This window comes from Cupriavidus pampae (genome assembly GCF_914271485.1).
GTDB classification, from domain to species: domain Bacteria; phylum Pseudomonadota; class Gammaproteobacteria; order Burkholderiales; family Burkholderiaceae; genus Cupriavidus; species Cupriavidus pampae.
In genome coordinates this window covers 154,587-171,797 of sequence record NZ_CAJZAG010000002.1, presented here as the reverse complement: position 1 = coordinate 171,797, position 17,211 = coordinate 154,587, and the positions used below count along the sequence as shown (strand labels likewise).

16 protein-coding genes are annotated in these 17,211 nt (G+C 65.6%); 6 read left to right on the top strand and 10 right to left on the bottom strand.

What is annotated here, in order from left to right; genetic code table 11:
• Nucleotides 1-6: 6 nt before the first annotated feature.
• Genes LDO41_RS05040 through LDO41_RS05010 form a run of 7 tightly spaced genes read right to left on the bottom strand, consistent with a single transcriptional unit; the run spans nucleotide 7 to nucleotide 7,106 of the window.
• A complete protein-coding gene (locus LDO41_RS05040; protein ID WP_290370863.1) occupies nucleotides 7-309 on the bottom strand; it encodes a Dabb family protein in 303 nt (100 codons plus the stop codon).
• A complete protein-coding gene (locus LDO41_RS05035; RefSeq protein WP_223982763.1) occupies nucleotides 306-1,181 on the bottom strand; it encodes an intradiol ring-cleavage dioxygenase in 876 nt (291 codons plus the stop codon). The genes LDO41_RS05040 and LDO41_RS05035 overlap by 4 nt, the downstream gene beginning before the upstream one ends.
• A gap of 30 nt (nucleotides 1,182-1,211) precedes the next feature.
• A complete protein-coding gene (locus LDO41_RS05030; RefSeq protein WP_223982760.1) occupies nucleotides 1,212-2,177 on the bottom strand; it encodes a sugar ABC transporter substrate-binding protein in 966 nt (321 codons plus the stop codon).
• A gap of 41 nt (nucleotides 2,178-2,218) precedes the next feature.
• On the bottom strand, nucleotides 2,219-3,199 hold the full coding sequence (locus LDO41_RS05025; RefSeq protein WP_223982758.1) for an ABC transporter permease: 981 nt from the start codon (nucleotides 3,197-3,199) through the stop codon (nucleotides 2,219-2,221).
• Nucleotides 3,196-4,224, bottom strand: coding sequence for an ABC transporter permease (locus LDO41_RS05020; RefSeq protein WP_223982755.1), 1,029 nt, complete (start codon nucleotides 4,222-4,224; stop codon nucleotides 3,196-3,198). Before LDO41_RS05020 ends, LDO41_RS05025 begins: the two co-directional genes overlap by 4 nt.
• A gap of 1 nt (nucleotide 4,225) precedes the next feature.
• A complete protein-coding gene (locus LDO41_RS05015; protein WP_223982753.1) occupies nucleotides 4,226-5,734 on the bottom strand; it encodes a sugar ABC transporter ATP-binding protein in 1,509 nt (502 codons plus the stop codon).
• Nucleotides 5,735-5,744: 10 nt separating this feature from the next.
• Entirely contained in the window at nucleotides 5,745-7,106 is a 1,362-nt protein-coding gene (locus tag LDO41_RS05010; RefSeq protein ID WP_223982750.1) for an amidohydrolase family protein, read from the bottom strand.
• A gap of 142 nt (nucleotides 7,107-7,248) precedes the next feature.
• Here LDO41_RS05010 and LDO41_RS05005 point away from each other — a divergent pair, with 142 nt between their 5' ends.
• Nucleotides 7,249-8,199: a LysR family transcriptional regulator gene (locus tag LDO41_RS05005; RefSeq protein WP_223982747.1), complete on the top strand. Its 951-nt coding sequence runs from the start codon at nucleotides 7,249-7,251 to the stop codon at nucleotides 8,197-8,199.
• A gap of 4 nt (nucleotides 8,200-8,203) precedes the next feature.
• On the opposite strand, the gene LDO41_RS05000 is transcribed toward LDO41_RS05005, so the two are convergent.
• Entirely contained in the window at nucleotides 8,204-9,073 is an 870-nt protein-coding gene (locus LDO41_RS05000) for an NAD(P)-dependent oxidoreductase (protein WP_253074772.1), read from the bottom strand.
• A 23-nt stretch (nucleotides 9,074-9,096) separates the two neighbouring features.
• Nucleotides 9,097-10,161, bottom strand: a complete 1,065-nt coding sequence (locus LDO41_RS04995; RefSeq protein ID WP_223982744.1) for a maleylacetate reductase — start codon at nucleotides 10,159-10,161, stop codon at nucleotides 9,097-9,099.
• Nucleotides 10,162-10,407: 246 nt separating this feature from the next.
• Here LDO41_RS04995 and tehA point away from each other — a divergent pair, with 246 nt between their 5' ends.
• From tehA to LDO41_RS04980, 3 genes are all read left to right on the top strand, one after another.
• Nucleotides 10,408-11,400 (top strand): dicarboxylate transporter/tellurite-resistance protein TehA, encoded by a 993-nt coding sequence (gene tehA, locus LDO41_RS04990; RefSeq protein ID WP_223982741.1) that lies wholly within the window; start codon nucleotides 10,408-10,410, stop codon nucleotides 11,398-11,400.
• Nucleotides 11,401-11,540: 140 nt separating this feature from the next.
• On the top strand, nucleotides 11,541-12,704 hold the full coding sequence (locus tag LDO41_RS04985) for an AI-2E family transporter (protein WP_223982739.1): 1,164 nt from the start codon (nucleotides 11,541-11,543) through the stop codon (nucleotides 12,702-12,704).
• A gap of 174 nt (nucleotides 12,705-12,878) precedes the next feature.
• Entirely contained in the window at nucleotides 12,879-13,559 is a 681-nt protein-coding gene (locus tag LDO41_RS04980; protein ID WP_223982737.1) for a hypothetical protein, read from the top strand.
• Here the strand turns inward: LDO41_RS04980 and LDO41_RS04975 are convergent.
• On the bottom strand, nucleotides 13,556-14,497 hold the full coding sequence (locus LDO41_RS04975; protein ID WP_223982734.1) for a LysR family transcriptional regulator: 942 nt from the start codon (nucleotides 14,495-14,497) through the stop codon (nucleotides 13,556-13,558). The genes LDO41_RS04980 and LDO41_RS04975 overlap by 4 nt on opposite strands.
• Nucleotides 14,498-14,660: 163 nt before the next feature.
• Between LDO41_RS04975 and LDO41_RS04970 the strand changes: the two genes are divergently transcribed.
• Together LDO41_RS04970 and LDO41_RS04965 are read left to right on the top strand one after the other, a co-directional pair.
• Nucleotides 14,661-15,986: an amidohydrolase family protein gene (locus LDO41_RS04970; RefSeq protein WP_223982732.1), complete on the top strand. Its 1,326-nt coding sequence runs from the start codon at nucleotides 14,661-14,663 to the stop codon at nucleotides 15,984-15,986.
• A gap of 22 nt (nucleotides 15,987-16,008) precedes the next feature.
• Nucleotides 16,009-17,208, top strand: a complete 1,200-nt coding sequence (locus LDO41_RS04965; RefSeq protein WP_223982730.1) for an arabinose transporter — start codon at nucleotides 16,009-16,011, stop codon at nucleotides 17,206-17,208.
• The last annotated feature ends 3 nt before the right edge of the window (nucleotides 17,209-17,211 follow it).

The following is a 17,211-nucleotide window of genomic DNA, read 5'->3' as shown; positions in this document are numbered from 1 at the left end:
TTGCTCCTAAGGTTGATAGTCGACCTGATACCGGGCGATGCGCAGATCGCCAAGCTCTCGCTTGACGCGCTGATGTTCGGGGTGCACCGCGTACTGTTCGAGCGCGCCCTGCGAATCGAATTCGGAGTACAGCACCACGTCGCAGGCGTAATCGACACGACTCGAATCCACGCCGATCTCGAGGTGCAGCAGCCCCGGAATCTTGCCGCGCAGGCTCTCGAACGCGGCCTTGAGCTGCGCGACGGCGGAAACCTTGTCGGTCTCGCTCTCGCCGCGCAGATTCCACATCACGATGTGTTTGACGGTCACGCGACTTTCTCCTTGGCCACCGGGTTCAGGATGAAATCGAAGTCGAGCGTGTAGAACGGCGTCGCGGATTCGCCGCCATTCGGCGTACGGCCCGGAGCATGCTCGACCCAGTCCGCGATCAGTGACGAACGCACGCCGAACACCGCATCGGAGTCCAGATACTCGCAGCCCTCGCGGAACACGTGCGTGACCAGCGTCTCGTAGCCGGGCGCGGACACCATGAAGTGCAGGTGCGCGGGCCGCCAGGGGTGCCGGCCCATCGCATCGAGCATGCGTCCCACCGGGCCATCATGCGGAATCGGATAGCTTTCCGCGACGATCGACTGGAAGTTGAAACGCCCCTCGCGATCGGCCAGCAGCGTGCCGCGGCCCTGCGCTGGCCCGCCGTCACGTTGCACGTCGTAGAAGCCTTCAGAGTCCGCCTGCCACACCTCGAGCTTGGCGCCCGGCACGATCTCGCCGCCGATGCCGCGTACCTGGCCGCTCACGAAGCACGGCTCGCCGGCCATGCCGTTGCCGACATCGGCGCCCAACGCGTAATCGGGCGCGTCATCGACGTAGAACGGCCCGAACACCGTGGCCTCGGTGCAGCCCTGCGGCTTGCGATGGTTCTGCGCGGTCACGAGCGTGGACAGACCAAGCGTGTCCGACAGCAGGATGAACTCCTGCCGCGTCGGCGTGCACGCCTGGCCTACCTCAGTGAGGAACTGGATGCCGGCGGCCCATTCCTCCTCGGTCAGCCTGGTTTCCCGGGCAAACGCATGAAGATGCTGGATCAGGCTCGTCATCACCTCCTTGAGCCGCGCGTCCTTCATGTCGTTGTTGCGCGCCAGTACCGCCTGGGTAATGGTCTCCTCATTGAGGTTGCGCATAGTGGTTGCTCCTGGTGATAAAGATGTTGGTTACGCCTTGTCGACGTCTTCCCAGCGCGGACAGGCTCGCTTGTCCGCGGGGATATCCACCGACTGGTAGTTGCTCTTGTCGATCACGGTCGCCGGCAGCACGATCTCGGTCTTCACCGGCAGATTGCGCAGCTTGCGGATCGCGGTCATGGTGCCCAGGCAGCCCTGGATAAAGCCGTTGTAGTCGCCGGTGGCGAGCAGCGTGCCGGCCTTGATCGCATCGATCGCCTCCTTGGTGCCATTGATGCCGGACACCAGCGCCTTGCGATTGGCGCCCTGAAGCGCCTCGATCGCGCCGATCGCCATCGCGTCGTTGGCCGCGAACACCGCGTCCACCTGGGGGTACGACTGCATCAGGTTTTCCATCACCTGCAGGGCCTGCAGGCGCTGGTAGTTGGCCGGTTGCGAGGCCACCAGCTTGATGTTCGGGAACGCCTTCAGCGCATCGCGCACGCCGCGCGTGCGGTCGATGCTGGTCGCCGAGCCCTTCACGCCTTCCAGCAGAATCAGGTTGCCCTTGCCGCCCATCGCCTTGAACAGGTGCGTGGCGGTCTTCAGACCCAGCTCGTAATCGCTGGCGCCAACGAAGGCGACGAAGTTACCCACCTCGCTGCGGTCGGTCACGTTAACCACGGGGATATTGGCCGCGTTGATCTTCTTCACGCCGGGGCCCATCGCCTTGTAGTCAACCGGCACGAACACCACCGCATCGGCCTTCTTGATGATCACGTCCTCGATCTGGCTCATCTGCTCGGGGATGCTGTCCGGCTTGGTCGGAATGTAGTGCGTGACTTTGGCGTTCAGATCCTTGGCCGCCGCATCGGCACCCTGACGCAACGCCTGGAAGTACGGGTTGGTCTGGTTCTTGGTGAACACGGCAATGCGTTCGCCATCGGCATGCGCGGCAGGCATGGCAAGCAATGACAGCGCGAGGGCGCCAGTCAGCGTGAGCAAATTCTTGGGCATGTCAGTCTCCGTTGTAGGTATGGTGATAAGAAGCAGGCAAATCAGCGCGTTCCGCTCTTGCGGCGGGACAGCGTGTCGAAAAACACCGCCAGCACGACGATGACCCCCGTGACCAGCGGTTGCCAGTTGGCGCTGATGGTCAGCAGGTTCATGCCGTTGAGCACAAGCGTGAGGATGATCGCGCCGATCAGCGTGCCGGAGACGCGTCCCACGCCACCGAACAGCGAGGTACCGCCGATCAGCACCGCGGCAATCGCCGGCAGCGTCAGGGCCTCGCCGATATCGCCCTCGGCCGAGTTCAGCCGCGCGAGAAACACCAGGCTGGCAAGGCCGGCCATCGCGCCGCTGATCACATAGACCAGCACCAGCCGGCGGCCCACCGGCACGCCAGACAGCCGCGCGGCCACGGGATTGGCGCCAATCGCATAGATCTCCTGCCCGAACGTGGTCTTCTGCGCCACCGCGATCCCGACGAACAGGAACGCAAGCATCAGGAACACGGGGATCGGCACGCCCCAGAGGTAGCCACTGCCAATCGCGCGAAACTCGGGCGGAAAGCCATGAATGGTCTCGCCGGCCATAAACCAGTAGGTCAGGCCGTGCAGCACCCACAACATGCCGTACGTGGCGATAAACGGCGGAATACGCAGCTTGGCGACCAGCAAGCCATTGGCGAGGCCGATCAGCGTGCCAGCGCCGAGGCCCGCGCCGACCCCAAGCAGCGGCGAGCCGGTGCCCTTGATCACGCTCGCGGCCAGGCACGCGGACATGGCGACGTTCGCGCCCACGGACAGGTCGAGGCCGCCGGTCAGGATCACCAGCGTCAGGCCGGAGGCCAGCAGGAACAGCAGACTGGCTTGACGCAACACGTTGATCAGATTGCCGGTGGTCAGGAACGCATCGGAGGCAACCGCCAGCACGGCGCACAGGATGCCGAGCGCGGCCAGCCGATAGACAAACGAACGCGCGTCAGCAGAGAGGGACAGCGGTGCCGACGCACCCGCGGTAGTCGAGGTAGTCATGCGCGCTCCTTCGCGGTGTTCTTGAACGATTCGATCAACAGCACGAGCAGCACCAGTAGACCGATGGCCGCCACCTGCACCGCCGAGGGCACGCCAAGCAGATTCAGGCCATTGCGCAGCACGCCCACGGCCAGCACGCCGAGCACGGTGCCGGGCAGCCAGCCGTTGCCGCGATCGAACGTGGTGCCGCCCACGGCAACAGCGGCGATGGCATCGAACTCCATGCCAATGGCGGCCGTCGGGTGGCCCGCATTCATGCGCGCGGTCAGCAGCAGCGCGGCAATGCCGGCCATCACGCCGCCCAGCACGTACACCGCAATCAGATAGCGATGGATGCTGACGCCGGCGAACTTCAGCGCTTCGCGATTACCGCCGAGCGCGAACACATAGGCGCCAAAGCGCGTGCGATAAAGCAGCCAGTGGAACAACGCGTAGCTGGCAAACGCAATCCAGATCGGAATCGGCACGCCGAGCCATGTCCCTGCATAGAGGTCGGGGATCGAATCGGAGATGCCGACCACGCTCTGGCCGTCGGTCAGCACCAGCGCCAGTCCTTGCGCGGCGCCCAGCGTGCCAAGCGTCGCCACGAACGGGGGGATGCCGAGCCCGGTGACCAGGCCACCGTTGACGAGGCCGAAGGCAATGCCGACGCCAAGCGCGGCCAGCAGCGCGAGCGACACCGAGCCCGTGCTGATATTGACCATCGCCAGCACCACGCCGCACAGCGTGAGTACCGCGCCGATCGACAGGTCGAGACCTTCGGTCATGATGATCAGTGTCATCGGCAGCGCGATCAGCAGCAGGATCGTCGATTGGGTGCCGACGTTGAGCAGGTTGGCCACGCTCAGAAAGCCGGGACCGAACACGCTGAAGACGGCGATCAGCGCCAGCAGCACCCAGGCCGCGCCGGGCACGCGGCCCAACAGTTGCGCAGGCGGGATGGCGGCGGAGTGGTGCGCGGCCGAGGCCAGCGTGAGCGCATCGGCATGCAGCATGGCGGGCGTGGCAGGGCGGGTATCAGGCATGTCAGGCATCGTTCATCCCCAGTTGCAGAACGCTTTCCTCGGTCATTTGCGTGTAGTCGAGCTCGCCGGCAACCCGGCCCTCGCGCATCACATACGTGCGATCGCAGACGTTGACGATCTCGGGCAGTTCGGAGCTGATCAGCAGCACTGCGGCGCCATCTTTCACGAGGCCGTCGATCAGCGCGAAGATCTCGGCCTTCGCGCCCACGTCGATGCCGCGCGTCGGCTCGTCGAAGATAAACAGCCGCGACTCGGCCAGCAGCCACTTGCCGATGACGATCTTCTGCTGATTGCCGCCCGACAGGTTCTGCGCGAGCTGGTCGCCGCTTGGCGTGGCGATGCGCAACCGCTCGATCTCGCGCGCGGACATCACGTCGGCCTTCTTGCCGCTATACCAGCGCGCCGGAAATGCGCGGCCGATTCCGGCCAGCATCAGGTTGTCGCGCACGGTGCGGATCAGGGCCAACCCTTCGGTCTTGCGGCTCTCGGGAATCAGCGCCGCGCCGAGCGCGCGGGCCTTTTCCGGGCCGCCTGTCATCGCTTTGCCGAAGATGCGGATTTCGCCCGTGTGAATCGCATCGGCGCCGAAGATCGCGCGCGCCACCTCGCTGCGGCCCGAACCTACCAGACCGGCCAGGCCGACGATCTCGCCGGCGCGTACATTGAGGTTGATGCCTTCGATGCCGTTGGCCGCGCTCACACCGCGCACTTCCAATGCCAGTTCGCCGGTGGGGCCACCGCGCGTGCGTTGGTAGGTCATGTCCACCTTGCGGCCGACCATGCGCGCGACCAATTCATCCGGCGTGGCATCACCGGGCAGGTAGCTGCCGACCTTGCGGCCGTCGCGCATCACCGTAATGCGGTCCCCGAGCGCGAACACTTCGGCCATGCGATGCGAGATATAGATCAGCGATACGCCATCGGCCTTGAGCCGACCGATGACCTCGAACAGACGCTCGGTCTCGCGGTCGGACAGCGCGGCGGTCGGTTCGTCGAGCACGAGGATGCGCGCGTTCTGCGACAGCGCCTTGGCGATCTCGATCATCTGCTGCTGCGCCACGCCCAGTTCATGCACAAGCGTGTGCGTGGACAGGTCGAGGCCAAGCAGGTCGAGCAGCCGACGCGCTTCCGCATGCATGGTCTTGTGATCGACCGAACCGGGCAGCCAGCCACGCGGCTCGCGGCCCAGAAAGATGTTCTGCGCAAGGTTCAGGTACGGCACCAGCGAGAATTCCTGAAAGATCACCGCGATACCCAGGCGCATGGTGTCCGCGGGGCTCGCCACGCTGACCTGCTGGCCCTGGTGATAGAACTCGCCGGCGTCAGCCACATAGACGCCGCACAGCACCTTCATCAGCGATGACTTGCCGGCGCCATTCTCGCCGAGCAGCATATGGACTTCGCCCGGATAGACCGAGAATGACACGTCGTCGAGCGCCTTGACGCCCGGGAAGGTCTTCGAGATGCCCCGCATCTCCAACAGTGGCGGGGCGTCGCAGATTGTGTTCATGAGTCTCCTCCTATTCTTGTATATGGCCCTGCAGCAGGCGTTCGCCCGACACACGCAGTTGCGCGAGCGCGGACGGCATGCCCTCGGCCAGCATCTGGCCGTTGCGCTTGCGCGCAACCCCAGCCACGAACACGCTGTCGATATTGGCTAGGCTGGCCTGCATCACCACCGCGCTCACCGGGTCGTGCACGGGGAACATGTTCATGCGGCGCGCATCGATCATCACGAGGTCCGCCTGCTTGCCAGGCGTGAGCGAACCGAGCTGGTCGGACAAGCCGAGCATGTGTGCGCCTGCCACCGTGATCCATGCCAGCGCGTCGTGGCAACTGACCTGATGTTGCGCGGCAATGCCTTCGTGCGCAGTGCGATAAGCGGCGTGATCGAGCGCGCGCTGCACGCCGAGCGCGATGCGCGCGGCCACGAACATCTCGCCCGATAGTCCCGATTCGAGATCGACGCCGAGCGACGGTGCCGTGCCGAGATCGCGCAGCCGGCCCGTGATCGGAAATCCGTGGCCCTGCGTCAATTCGTTCTCGGGCGTGATCGAGAAGGTCATGCCGGCCTCGACAAAGCGCGCGAGCTGCGCATCGGTCAGGTTGTTGCCGTGCACGATATTGATATGCGGGCCGAGCAGGCCAGCCGCTTCGAGGCGGTCCCAGCCCTCGGGCGTGCGCGCCGCGCCGCCACCCTGATGCATGCTCGCGATCAGACCGAAGTCCCTGGCCAGTGCGAAATCGTGCAGCGCCACGTCGAGCGTCGAATAGTGCGGGCCGAGGATCGCGAGGCCGAGGCTGACGCGCTCGTTGCCCTGCAGACGGCGCGCGATCCGTTCGACCTCGCCACGCGGATGCGGCGTTTCCCAGAACGGTGCGACACCAGGCTTGGGATCGGGCTTGGGCGAGCCGTGGAAGAACGCGGCGCGAATGCCGGAGGCGTCCAGCGCATCGATGGCGGCGTCGCTGTGCGCGGGCGTCGGGTTGTTGTGGCACCAGTCGACCAGCGTGGTGGTGCCGCAATCGAGCTGGTTCCATGCGCCCACCAGCGTGGCGATATGGATGTCCTCGGGGGTGAAACGCGTGGCCAGACCCGCGTGCATCTGGCGGAAGTATTCGGTGAGCGTCCAGCCCGCGGCGACGCCGCGCAGGGCGGTTTGCCACGTATGCATGTGGGCGTTGATAAAGCCGGGCGTGACGATGAAACCGCGTGCGTCGATCTGGACGATATCGGCGGGCACATCGGTTTGGAGGTTGGCACCGATGGCCGCGATGCGGTCGCCGTCGATCAGCAGATCGCCGGTCATTACGCCGCTCCGGTTGCCGTGCACCGGGTCCATGGTGACGAGCGTGGCCCCGCGAATAAGCGTTCGCGTCATCGTGGTTGTCTCCTGGTCCGGCATCATCAGTGGCCGGTTGCAAAGCAGTCTATACTCGGCCAAATCGAAAAAGAATGCCGCCTGAGGAAATGTTTCTTCCTCCTGGCGAGAAAATAACGCTGCAAAGCGATGGAGACGACGCATGGATCGATGGACCGAGATCGAGTTGTTTGTGCAGACCGCCGAGTTGGGCAGCCTGACCAAGGCAGCCGAGAATCTCGAGATGTCGAATGCCGCGGCCAGCCGCTATCTGAATTCGCTCGAGCGCCGGTTATCTGCGCGCCTGATCGAACGCAGCACGCGGCGGCTCTATCTGACGCAGGTCGGTGAACAGTTCTTCCGGCGCTGCAAGGAAGTGCTAGCGGAGATGAAGGAAGCGGAGGCGGATGTCAGCGCCAATGTGCTCGAAGCAGACGGCACGCTGACGGTCACCGCCTCTCTGTCGTTCTCGATGATCCATATTGCGCCGCTGTTACCGGAGTTCACCGCGCGCTATCCGAAGGTCAGCGTCAATATCATTGCGGCCAATCGGTACTACGACATCATGGATAGCGGCATCGACCTCGCGATTCGCACGCGTGAGTTCGAGCCGGACTCGAACCTCACGGTGCGGCGGCTGGCACAGACGCGACGCATACTCGCGGCCTCGCCGCGCTACCTCGATCAGCGCGGCACGCCACGCACGGTCGAGGACCTCGCCAATCACGCGATGCTGATCTATTCGTACGCGAACCGGCCGAACGAGCTGATCTTTACGCGTGGGCGTGCGGAAGAGGGTGTGGACGGTGGTGCAGGCAGCGGGGAGAAGCGCGTGATCAACGTGCGCAGCACGTTCGAGTCGAACGACGGTCAGGTGCTGCGCGCGGCCGCGCTCAAGGGCATGGGCATCCTGGTGCAGCCCAAGTACATCATCTACGACGATATCGTCGCGGGCCGTCTGGTGCCGGTGCTCGACGACTGGGATCTGCCACGGCTGACCGTGAATATCGCGTTCCAGAACAGGGCACACCTGCCCGCGCGGGTGCGCCTGTTTATCGAGTTTCTGGTCGACCACTTCCACCGCATGGATTACGAGCGGAAGTGGACCAGTTGATCGCTCAGCCAGGCAGGCCCGCCGAGCGCGCCGCGGATTTGATCACCGCCGCGTAGTCGTCGCCGGCAAAACCCTGCGCGGCGGCGCCCTGCAGCATCTGGCCGAGCAGGGCGGTCAGGCCCATCGGCACGCGCAGGTCCGCGCCGGCGTCGAGAATCAGACCGACATCCTTGAGCATCTGATCGACCGTAAACGTCGGTGTGTAGTCGTGCACGGACAATTGCTCCGACTTCGCCTTGACGATCGGCGACGCCACCGCGCTCGCGGTAATCACCTGCCACATCGACTTCCAGTCGAGCCCGCCTTTCTGGCCCAGCGTCAGCGCTTCGGCCAGCATGCCCGAGGTCAGGCCGATCAGCAGGTTGATCACGAGCTTCATCAGGCGGGCCTGCTCGCCATCGCCTAGATAGAACTGCGTCGGGCCGAACGTTGCGAGCAGCGGTTGCACGCGCTCATAGGCCGACGCGGGACCGGACACCATTGAGGTCAGCTTGGCGGCCTCGGCCATATGGTTGTTGCCGGAAACGGTCACGCGCAGATAGCCGATGTCGCGCGCCGCGAGCACGGTGGCCGCCGCGGCCGAGGCCACGGGCGAGATCGTGCTGGTATCGATATAGAGCGAACCGGGCCGGGCGGCCGCGGCCACTTCGGCGGACACCGCAGCAAAGGCCGCGTCATGCGGCATCGAGCTGAACGTCGCCTCGGCGCCGCCGACGGCGTCCGCCAGCGAGGCTGCCACGGTCAGGCCCGCGGCGCGTGCAGCGGCGGCCTGCGCGGGCGCAATGTCGAAGGCCACGACTTCATGCCCACCAGCGGCAAGGTGCCGGGCCATCGGCAGCCCCATCTTGCCGGTTCCCACGAATGCAATTTTCATTTGTCTCGCTCCTGTACGTCTTGTTAGCTGGGCCGTGTGCCGGCGTAGGCGGCCTGCAGCAGCGCGCGCAGCGGCTCGCGTTCGATCTGGCGTGGATTCCAGTACGGATTGGCCAGCGCGCGTTCGAGTGCCACCTCGATATCGGTCTCGCGCATGCCGATATCGCGTAGCGCAACGGGGACGCCTTGCCGCGCTGCCATATCGAACAGGCGGCCCGGCACATCGGCCGCATCGCCACCAATCGCGCGCGCGATGCGCGCCATCGCGTCCGGCACGGCCACGGCGTTGTAGGCCAGCGCGTGCGGCAGCACGATCGTATGCGTTTCGGCGTGCGGCAGATCGAAACTGCCGCCGATCGTATGGCACAGCTTGTGATGCAGCGCCATGCCGACGTTGCCCAGCACCGTACCGCATAGCCACGCGCCATACAGGCAGTGCGCGCGCGCGGCAAGGTCGCGCGGGTTGGCGACCACCGCCGGGATGCCTTCGAACAGCGCGCGTATACCCTCCTCGGCCATCAGCGACATCACCGGGTTGGAGTCGCGGGCATACAGCCCCTCGGCTGCGTGAGCGATGGCGTTGAGCCCGCTCGTCACCGTCAACTGGGGCGGCAGGTCGATGGTCAGCTCCGGGTCATAGATCACCGCGCGCGCGAGCACGCGCAGGTCACGGCCCGTGCGTTTCTGGCCGCCTTCGGTCAGGCCGTAGATCGGCGTCATCTCCGAACCCGCGTAGCTGGTCGGAATCGCGACGTAGGGCAGGCCGGTTTCGAGCGCGATGGCCTTGGCCAGGCCGGTCGTCGAGCCGCCGCCGATCGCCACCATGCAGTCCGCGCCGGTTTCTCTGGCCCGCGCCACGGCCTCGCGCGCGACCTCGATCGGTACGTGCATCACCGCGCCGGCATGCACGCCGGCACTGCGCGCGCCGAGCTGGGCGGCTACCCGGTCGGCGGCATCGGCCTGGTTGGGGGTGCTGAGCACCAGCGCCCGGGTACCCCCGAGCCGTTCGACCTCGTCTCCTACCTGCCGCACGGTACCCGCGCCGAACACGACGCGCGCCGCATGGGCTTCATATATAAAGGGCTGCATTTTTTCTGGAATCCGTTGCTTGTTGCCCAAGACCTTATATTTCCTGCCGGCGCAAGGAAACAGTGCCGGCGAAAAACAGTCTTCAGGCAGGTGGAAGAATCGCCCGGGTTTGTGCTGCGACGCACGCTTCTAGATAGGCACGATGGCGCTTCACATGATGGCGCAACAATGCCGCTGGATCATTGGCATCCGGCCGCCGCTTGCTTAAGCTTCCGTTCATTTGCTTCCTCGCCCCCAAGGACCCCCATGACCACCACCGGCAATGCCTCCGTCCCCGTCGCGCCCGCGGCCACGGGGTTCGCCATCCCCGCCTCGGCGCTCGGCATCGTGCTTGGCATGTCGGGGCTGGCCAACTGCTGGAAGCTCGCCCATACGTTGTGGGGCGCCAGTCTCGTGGTCCACGACGTGTTGTTCGCGGTGACCACGCTGATCTGGGCGGTGCTGGTGCTCTCGTTCGCAGCCAAATGGATATGGCAACGCGACGAGGCCCTGGCCGAGGCGCGCCATCCCGTGGCCTGCTGCTTTATCGGGCTGATTCCGGTGGCGACGATGCTGGTCGCGGTCTGGTTGCATGGGTATATGCCGGCGCTCGGGGCGGTGCTGATTGCGCTCGGCGCGGCCGCCCAGCTTGGGTTCTCGACCTTCCGCAGCGGCGGCATGATGCGCGGCGGGCGCAAGCTCGGCGATACCACCGCCGTTATGTACCTGCCGACCGTGGCCGGCAACTTCGTCTCCGCAATCGCCCTCAGCGCGCTGGGCTGGGGCGATCTGGCCAAGCTGTTCTTTGGCGCCGGGCTGTTCTCGTGGCTCGCGATCGAGTCGATCCTGACCTACCGGCTCTACCTTGGCGACGAGTTGCCGCCGGCGATACGGCCGACGCTTGGCATCCAGCTGGCCCCGCCCGTGGTGGGCGCGGTGGCCTATCTGACCGTAACCGGCGGCAGTCTGGACTGGCCGTTCTACGCGATGTTCGGTTACGGGCTGATGCAGTTTCTGTTTCTTGCGCGGCTTGCCGGCTGGTTTTCCGCATCGGGCACGACCCCGGCCTTCTGGGCCTTCAGCTTCGGCGTGACCGCGCTCGGGCTCGCGTGCCTGCGCGCGGCGGCATTGGCGCCGAACTCGTTGTTCGCCAGCCTCGCGCTGCCGCTGTTCGTGTTCGTCAACCTCTTTATCGGGGCGCTGTTTCTGATGACGCTGCGTCTGCTGCTGCAAGGCCGTTTGTTCCGTCGAAGCGTGTAACCCGCGGCATTACAACCTTGTGGGACAGCGACTGATGGCGTACCGGGCCCCGCCGCGTGCACAATGCGCAGTGGGCGCCGGTAACCATCCCGGCGGCCCAGTCCATTATGGATAGGTAACCGGTAGCCCAAGGGGTAGACATGGCCAATTCGACCGGCCTGCATCAAAAGACATTTCTGCTATTGCTGGCGGCCGTGACGATCGCGTTCTTCTGGATCCTGCTGCCGTTCTACGGTGCCGTGTTCTGGGGCGCGGTGCTGGCGATCATCTTTGCGCCGTTGCAGCGCCGGCTCGTGGCCAGGCTTCACGGGCGCGTCAATATCGCGTCGTTGCTGACGTTGATGCTGGTGCTGTTGCTGGTCATCCTGCCGCTGACGTTGATCACGATTTCGCTGGTCAACGAGGGCATGAACCTCTACGACAGCATCCGCTCGGGACAGATCAACTTCGGCCTGTACTTCCAGCGCGCGGTGGATGCGCTGCCGCCGTACGTGCGTGATCTGCTCTCGCGTTTCGATGTGCAGAGCCTGTCGGACCTGCAGCAGAAGCTCAGTGCCAGTGCGGTCCAGACCAGCCAGTTCCTGGCCCAGCGCGCGCTCAGCATCGGCCAGAACACCGCGCATATGCTTATTGGCTTCGGCATCATGATGTATCTGCTGTTCTTCCTGCTACGCGATGGGCCGCAGCTGTCGCGGCGCGTGCGCCTTGCGGTGCCGCTGAGCCCCGGGCACAAGCAGCATCTGATCAAGAAATTCACGATGGTCGTGCGCGCCACGGTCAAAGGCAATATCGCGGTGGCCATCGTGCAAGGCACGCTCGGCGGCGTGATCTTCGCGATCCTGGGCATTCAGGGTTCGCTGCTGTGGGGCGCGATCATGGCGTTCCTGTCGCTGCTGCCGGCCGTTGGCGCCGCGCTGATCTGGGCCCCGGTGGCGGTGTACTTCCTGCTGACCGGCGATCTGGTCAAGGGCTTCGTGTTGATCGGCTTCGGCGTGCTGGTGATCGGCATGGTCGACAACGTGCTGCGCCCGATCCTGGTCGGCAAGGACACGCAGATGCCCGACTACGTGGTGCTGATCTCCACGCTGGGCGGCATGGCGCTGTTCGGTCTCAACGGCTTCGTGATCGGGCCGCTGGTCGCGGCGCTGTTTATCGCCTGCTGGGATCTGCACAGCATCGGCGAGGGCGCGCCACCCGAAACCCTGCGCGAGGAAGCACAGAGCGGCAGCCCGGCGTGTGTGGAAGCACAGCAGGCGCGCGACAAAGCGGGGCAGCCGGAACAGGATCGCGCGACCACCAACTAGCCCGCAGCGCCGCTGTGGGTTGCCCGTCCGCACGAAGTCTTTGGCATGCAACGGCGACGTCGGGCATGCGGCGGGTTGGGGTTCGGATTGGGCGCGCGACGTTCGCGCGGGCCTTGGGCGGACGGGGGTATGGTCCCAAACAATGACGGCTCTTGTTCAACCGAGGAGTCCGTCATGGGTCTTTGCAATTCCACCGCCAATGCCGCCGTTGACACGTCAACGCACACTGCATATCAGCAAAACGATGCCACCAATGTGGCGCGAGGGCAGCGCGGTTCTGTGTCGCGCCGCGCCGATACCGGCGATTACCGGTTGCAGTCACGCGTTGGCGCAGCAGCAGGCAGCTCGGCACCGCGCCGTGCCCCGGCCACGCCTCCACCAACCGACCCGCGCATGAAAAAAGTTGCGGACGACCGGTACTACACCATTGGGCAGTTTCATCCGGGCACCAACGTGGCGAGGGGAAAATACAGCCTCGACGACGCCGCCCGCCGCGGCATCGAGGTCACCAGTCGAAACGGCCGGCTCTATCAGCGGGACCGCGACAGCGGCGATCAGGTCCTGATGAACACTAAGCCCGACACCATGTTCGTGATGGACGGAGGCGGCCGCCTGTACGCGGCGGACGCCAGCGTCGTCGACAACCATACCGGCTTTATGGCCGGAGGCCGCGTGGCGGGCGCCGGCGAGTTGAGTGTGCAGGACGGGGTGCTCCAGGATATCGACAGATCGAGCGGCCACTATCAACCGTCCGACGAGTGCCATCAGCAGGTCCTCGCGCGGCTGAGGGAGATGCAAGTGGACATACCTGTGGCCCGGGCGACCGCACCGGCCCAGTTGGGAATCCGCGCCTAGCGCCGGCGGCCGCGCTCGCTGTTGCCGCTCGCCATCGTATCCCCGCACAGTTCGAGGCAGAAGTTCAGAAAGGCCTCAACCGCGGCGGGTGGCAGGCGCCGGGACGGCCGCACGATGTAGAGCGGAAAGGTTTCCCCGGGCCAGTCGGGGAACAGATCGATGAGCGCGCCACTGGCAAGCAGCGGCTCCACACTCAGCGCCAGCACCTGCCCGATGCCGGCGCCGGCAAGGCAGGCCCCGATCAGCGTATCGCCGTCCGATAGCGTGAGCCGGCCTTTGGTGTCGACTGTGATGGTTTCCTTGCCACGCATAAACAGCCACTCGAACGGCTTGCCCCGCTGCGGGTCGATAAACTGGATGCAGTCATGCTCGGCCAGCTTGCGCGGTGTCTTCGGCTGGCCGTACTGGCGCAGGTAGGCCGGGGAGGCCACGGTCAGCACGCGGGTGTCCAGCAGCTTGCGCGACGTCATGCCCGACGAGCGCGGCTGGCCGAAGCGTATCGCGATATCGACGCCGGCCGCGACCAGATCGGCGTAGTCGGGCAATGTCACGGTGGTGAGTTCGACTTCCGGATATCGCTGCGTAAACTTGACCAGCTCGGGCGCCAGCACGTGGCGCGCGAAAATCGGGTTCAGGCTCACCCTTAGCGCGCCGCGGACCGTGGTGGCCGCGCCGGACACCACATTGGCCGCCTCCTCGATGCCCGACAGATGGGGCGCCGCCAGTTCGTACAGCCGCGCGCCCTCGCTGGTCAGATGCAGCGCGCGCGTGGTGCGGTCGAGCAGACGCACGCCGATGCGCGCCTCCAGCCGCGAGATCGAGCGGCTGACGCCCGATGCCGATAACCCCAGCACCTCCCCGGCGCGCGTAAAGCTGCCGCTTTCCACCACGGCGGCCAGCACGCTCATCCCCGACAACAGCCTGCCATCGAAACTCATCGTGACTTCCCTTCGTGCGGATTCATGACTTTCAGCAAAAATGATTTGAGACTGCCTATCTTAATCAAAAATCATCCAGTCCCTATTCTTGCCAGCAACGACGCATCCCTGACGTCGCCATCGACTGTCCAACCCAACTGCCAACCCATTGCTGGAGTACACCATGTCCGCGATCCAACGCACGCTGTTCAAGGGCGGCACCATCGTCACGATGGACGCCAAAGTCCCCAACCTCGCCATCGGCGATGTCCTCGTGGAGGACGACCGCATTGCCGCTATCGGCCCCGAGATTGTCGCCGCCGACGCGCAAATCATCGACGCCACTGGCACCATCGTGATGCCCGGTCTGATCGACGCCCACCACCATGCGTGGCTCGGCGTCATGCGCCGCCTGATGCCGAACGTGGACGATCTATTCGCCTATATCGACGTCGCGGCCGAAACGCTGGGCGCGCACTACCGCCCGGATGACATGTACGCGAGCACGCGGCTCACGGCCGTGGCCTCGCTCGATGCGGGTATTACCACGATCATCGATGCCTGCCACAGCTCGCGCAGCCCGGCCCATACGGACGCCGCGCTCGATGCACTGGAGGGTGCCGGCATCCGCGCACTGCATATGGTTGGCGCGGCCATGGACACGCGCGCATCGAAGGCGCATCTGCCGGGCGATCTCGAGCGTCTGGCCGCGCGTTGGAACGGCGCCGACAGCCGTGTGCATGTGGGCCTGTTCGGACAGTTCAACCTCGACTGGTGGCGGGCCGCGCGCGAACTCGACATGCAGATCCTGACCGAATTTATCGGTGACCTCGCCAAGCTCGGGCCCGAGTTCGCGACACCGGGGGTGCTGGGCGCGCACAACATCTTCAACCATTGCACGCGCCTGCCGGAAGACACGTGGCGACTGCTGGCCGACGCCGGCGTCAACGTGACCATCAACCCGCGCTCGGACGCGCTGTTCGGTTTCGACGACGATCGCTTTGCCTGGCAACAGGCGGTCGATCACGGTCTGGCGCCAGCGCTTGGCATTGACCTCGACACTGCGTTTGGCAGCGACCTGTTTGGCGAGATGCACGCGTTGTTCGGGCAGCAACGCTCGGCCATGCGCTATCGCCGCTTCCGTGGCGAGGCCAACGTGCCGGCCCCGATCTCGGTGCAGGCGGTACTTGCCTCCGCCACCGTCAATGGTGCGCGTGCCGCCGGGCTGGCGCATGCGATCGGCACGCTGACGCCGGGCAAGCAGGCGGATCTCATCATGGTCCGGACTGACGGCGTGGCGGTGTTTCCGTTGACCGATGCTGTGGGCACGATCGTGCAGGCCGTCGAACGCGCCGATGTGGACACCGTGATGGTGGCCGGCCAGCTGCGCAAGCGCGGCGGCAAGCTGATTGGCGTCGATGTGGCCAAGCTGCACGCGGAAGCGGTGGCGTCGCGCGACTATCTGCTGGAAGCCGGCGGCTATCGTACCGCGCTGTTTGACAACGCCTGAGGGCGACAACCGGGAAATCGACATGTCTTCTGTCACCATGGAAACCAAAGCCGGCGCGCCGCCAGGCGCGGCGCTCCTTACGCGACCGTCCTTGCCGGTGATCACCGCGCTGTTCGCGGGCTACCTCGCGGTGGGCCTGCCGCTGCCGGTCATGCCGCTGTTCATCCACGAGCAGCTCGGCTTCAGCAACGTGGTCGTTGGCCTCGTGATCGGCATCCAGTTCCTTGCCACCGTGCTGTCACGCGGGTATGCCGGCGCGGTCACCGACCAGCTAGGTGGCCGGCGCGCGGCGCTGCAGGGCGCGGCATTCTGCGCGTTGGGTGGTCTGCTGTATATGCTCGCGGCGCTGCCGGTGCTATCGCAGGGCGCTAGTCTGGCGCTCATCGTGGCCGGCCGCCTCGCGGCGGGCCTTGGCGAGAGCCAGTTCGTGACCGGCTGCGTTTCGTGGTCGATCGCCTCGGTTGGCCCGCAACGCGCGGGCATGTCGATGTCGTGGACCGGCATCGCGATGTTCGCCGCGCTGGCGATCGGCGCGCCGGCCGGCATGGCGCTGTACCGGCAGTGGGGCTTTCAGGCCGCGATGCTGGCCTGCCTCGCGGCGCCGGTGCTGGCCGGCCTCATCGCGTTTGGCGCACGACCATATGCGTCACCGTCCGGGCAGCGGCTACCGTTCCATCGCGTGCTCGCGCAGATCTGGCGCGAAGGGCTTGGCCTGATGCTGCAGGGTGTCGGTGTGGCTGGCCTGACGGCATTCGCCTCGCTGTACTTCGCCGCGCGCCACTGGAGCCATGCGGGTCTGGTGATGACCGCATTCGGGGTGGGCTTTATCGCTGTGCGCCTCGTCTTCGGTCATCTTCCGGACAGGATGGGTGGCTATCGCGTGGCACTGTACTCGCTTGCGGTCGAGGCAATCGGCCAGCTGATGCTGTGGTACGCCACGCAGGAGAGCGTGGCGCTGGCCGGCGCGCTGGTGACTGGGCTCGGCTGCGCGCTGATCTTCCCCGCGCTGGGCGTGGAAGCGCTCAAGCGCGTGCCGCCGGCCAATCGCGGCAGCGCGATGGGCGCCTTCGTTGCGTTCCTCGATATTGCCTACGGCATCGCGGGGCCGCTGGCGGGCGTCATCGCCGCGCAGGCCGGGTATGCGGCGGTCTATCTGCTTGGCGCGATCTGCGCGCTGCTGGGCGCGGTGCTTGTACTGCTGGCCCGCATCCGGCAGCGGTAGTGC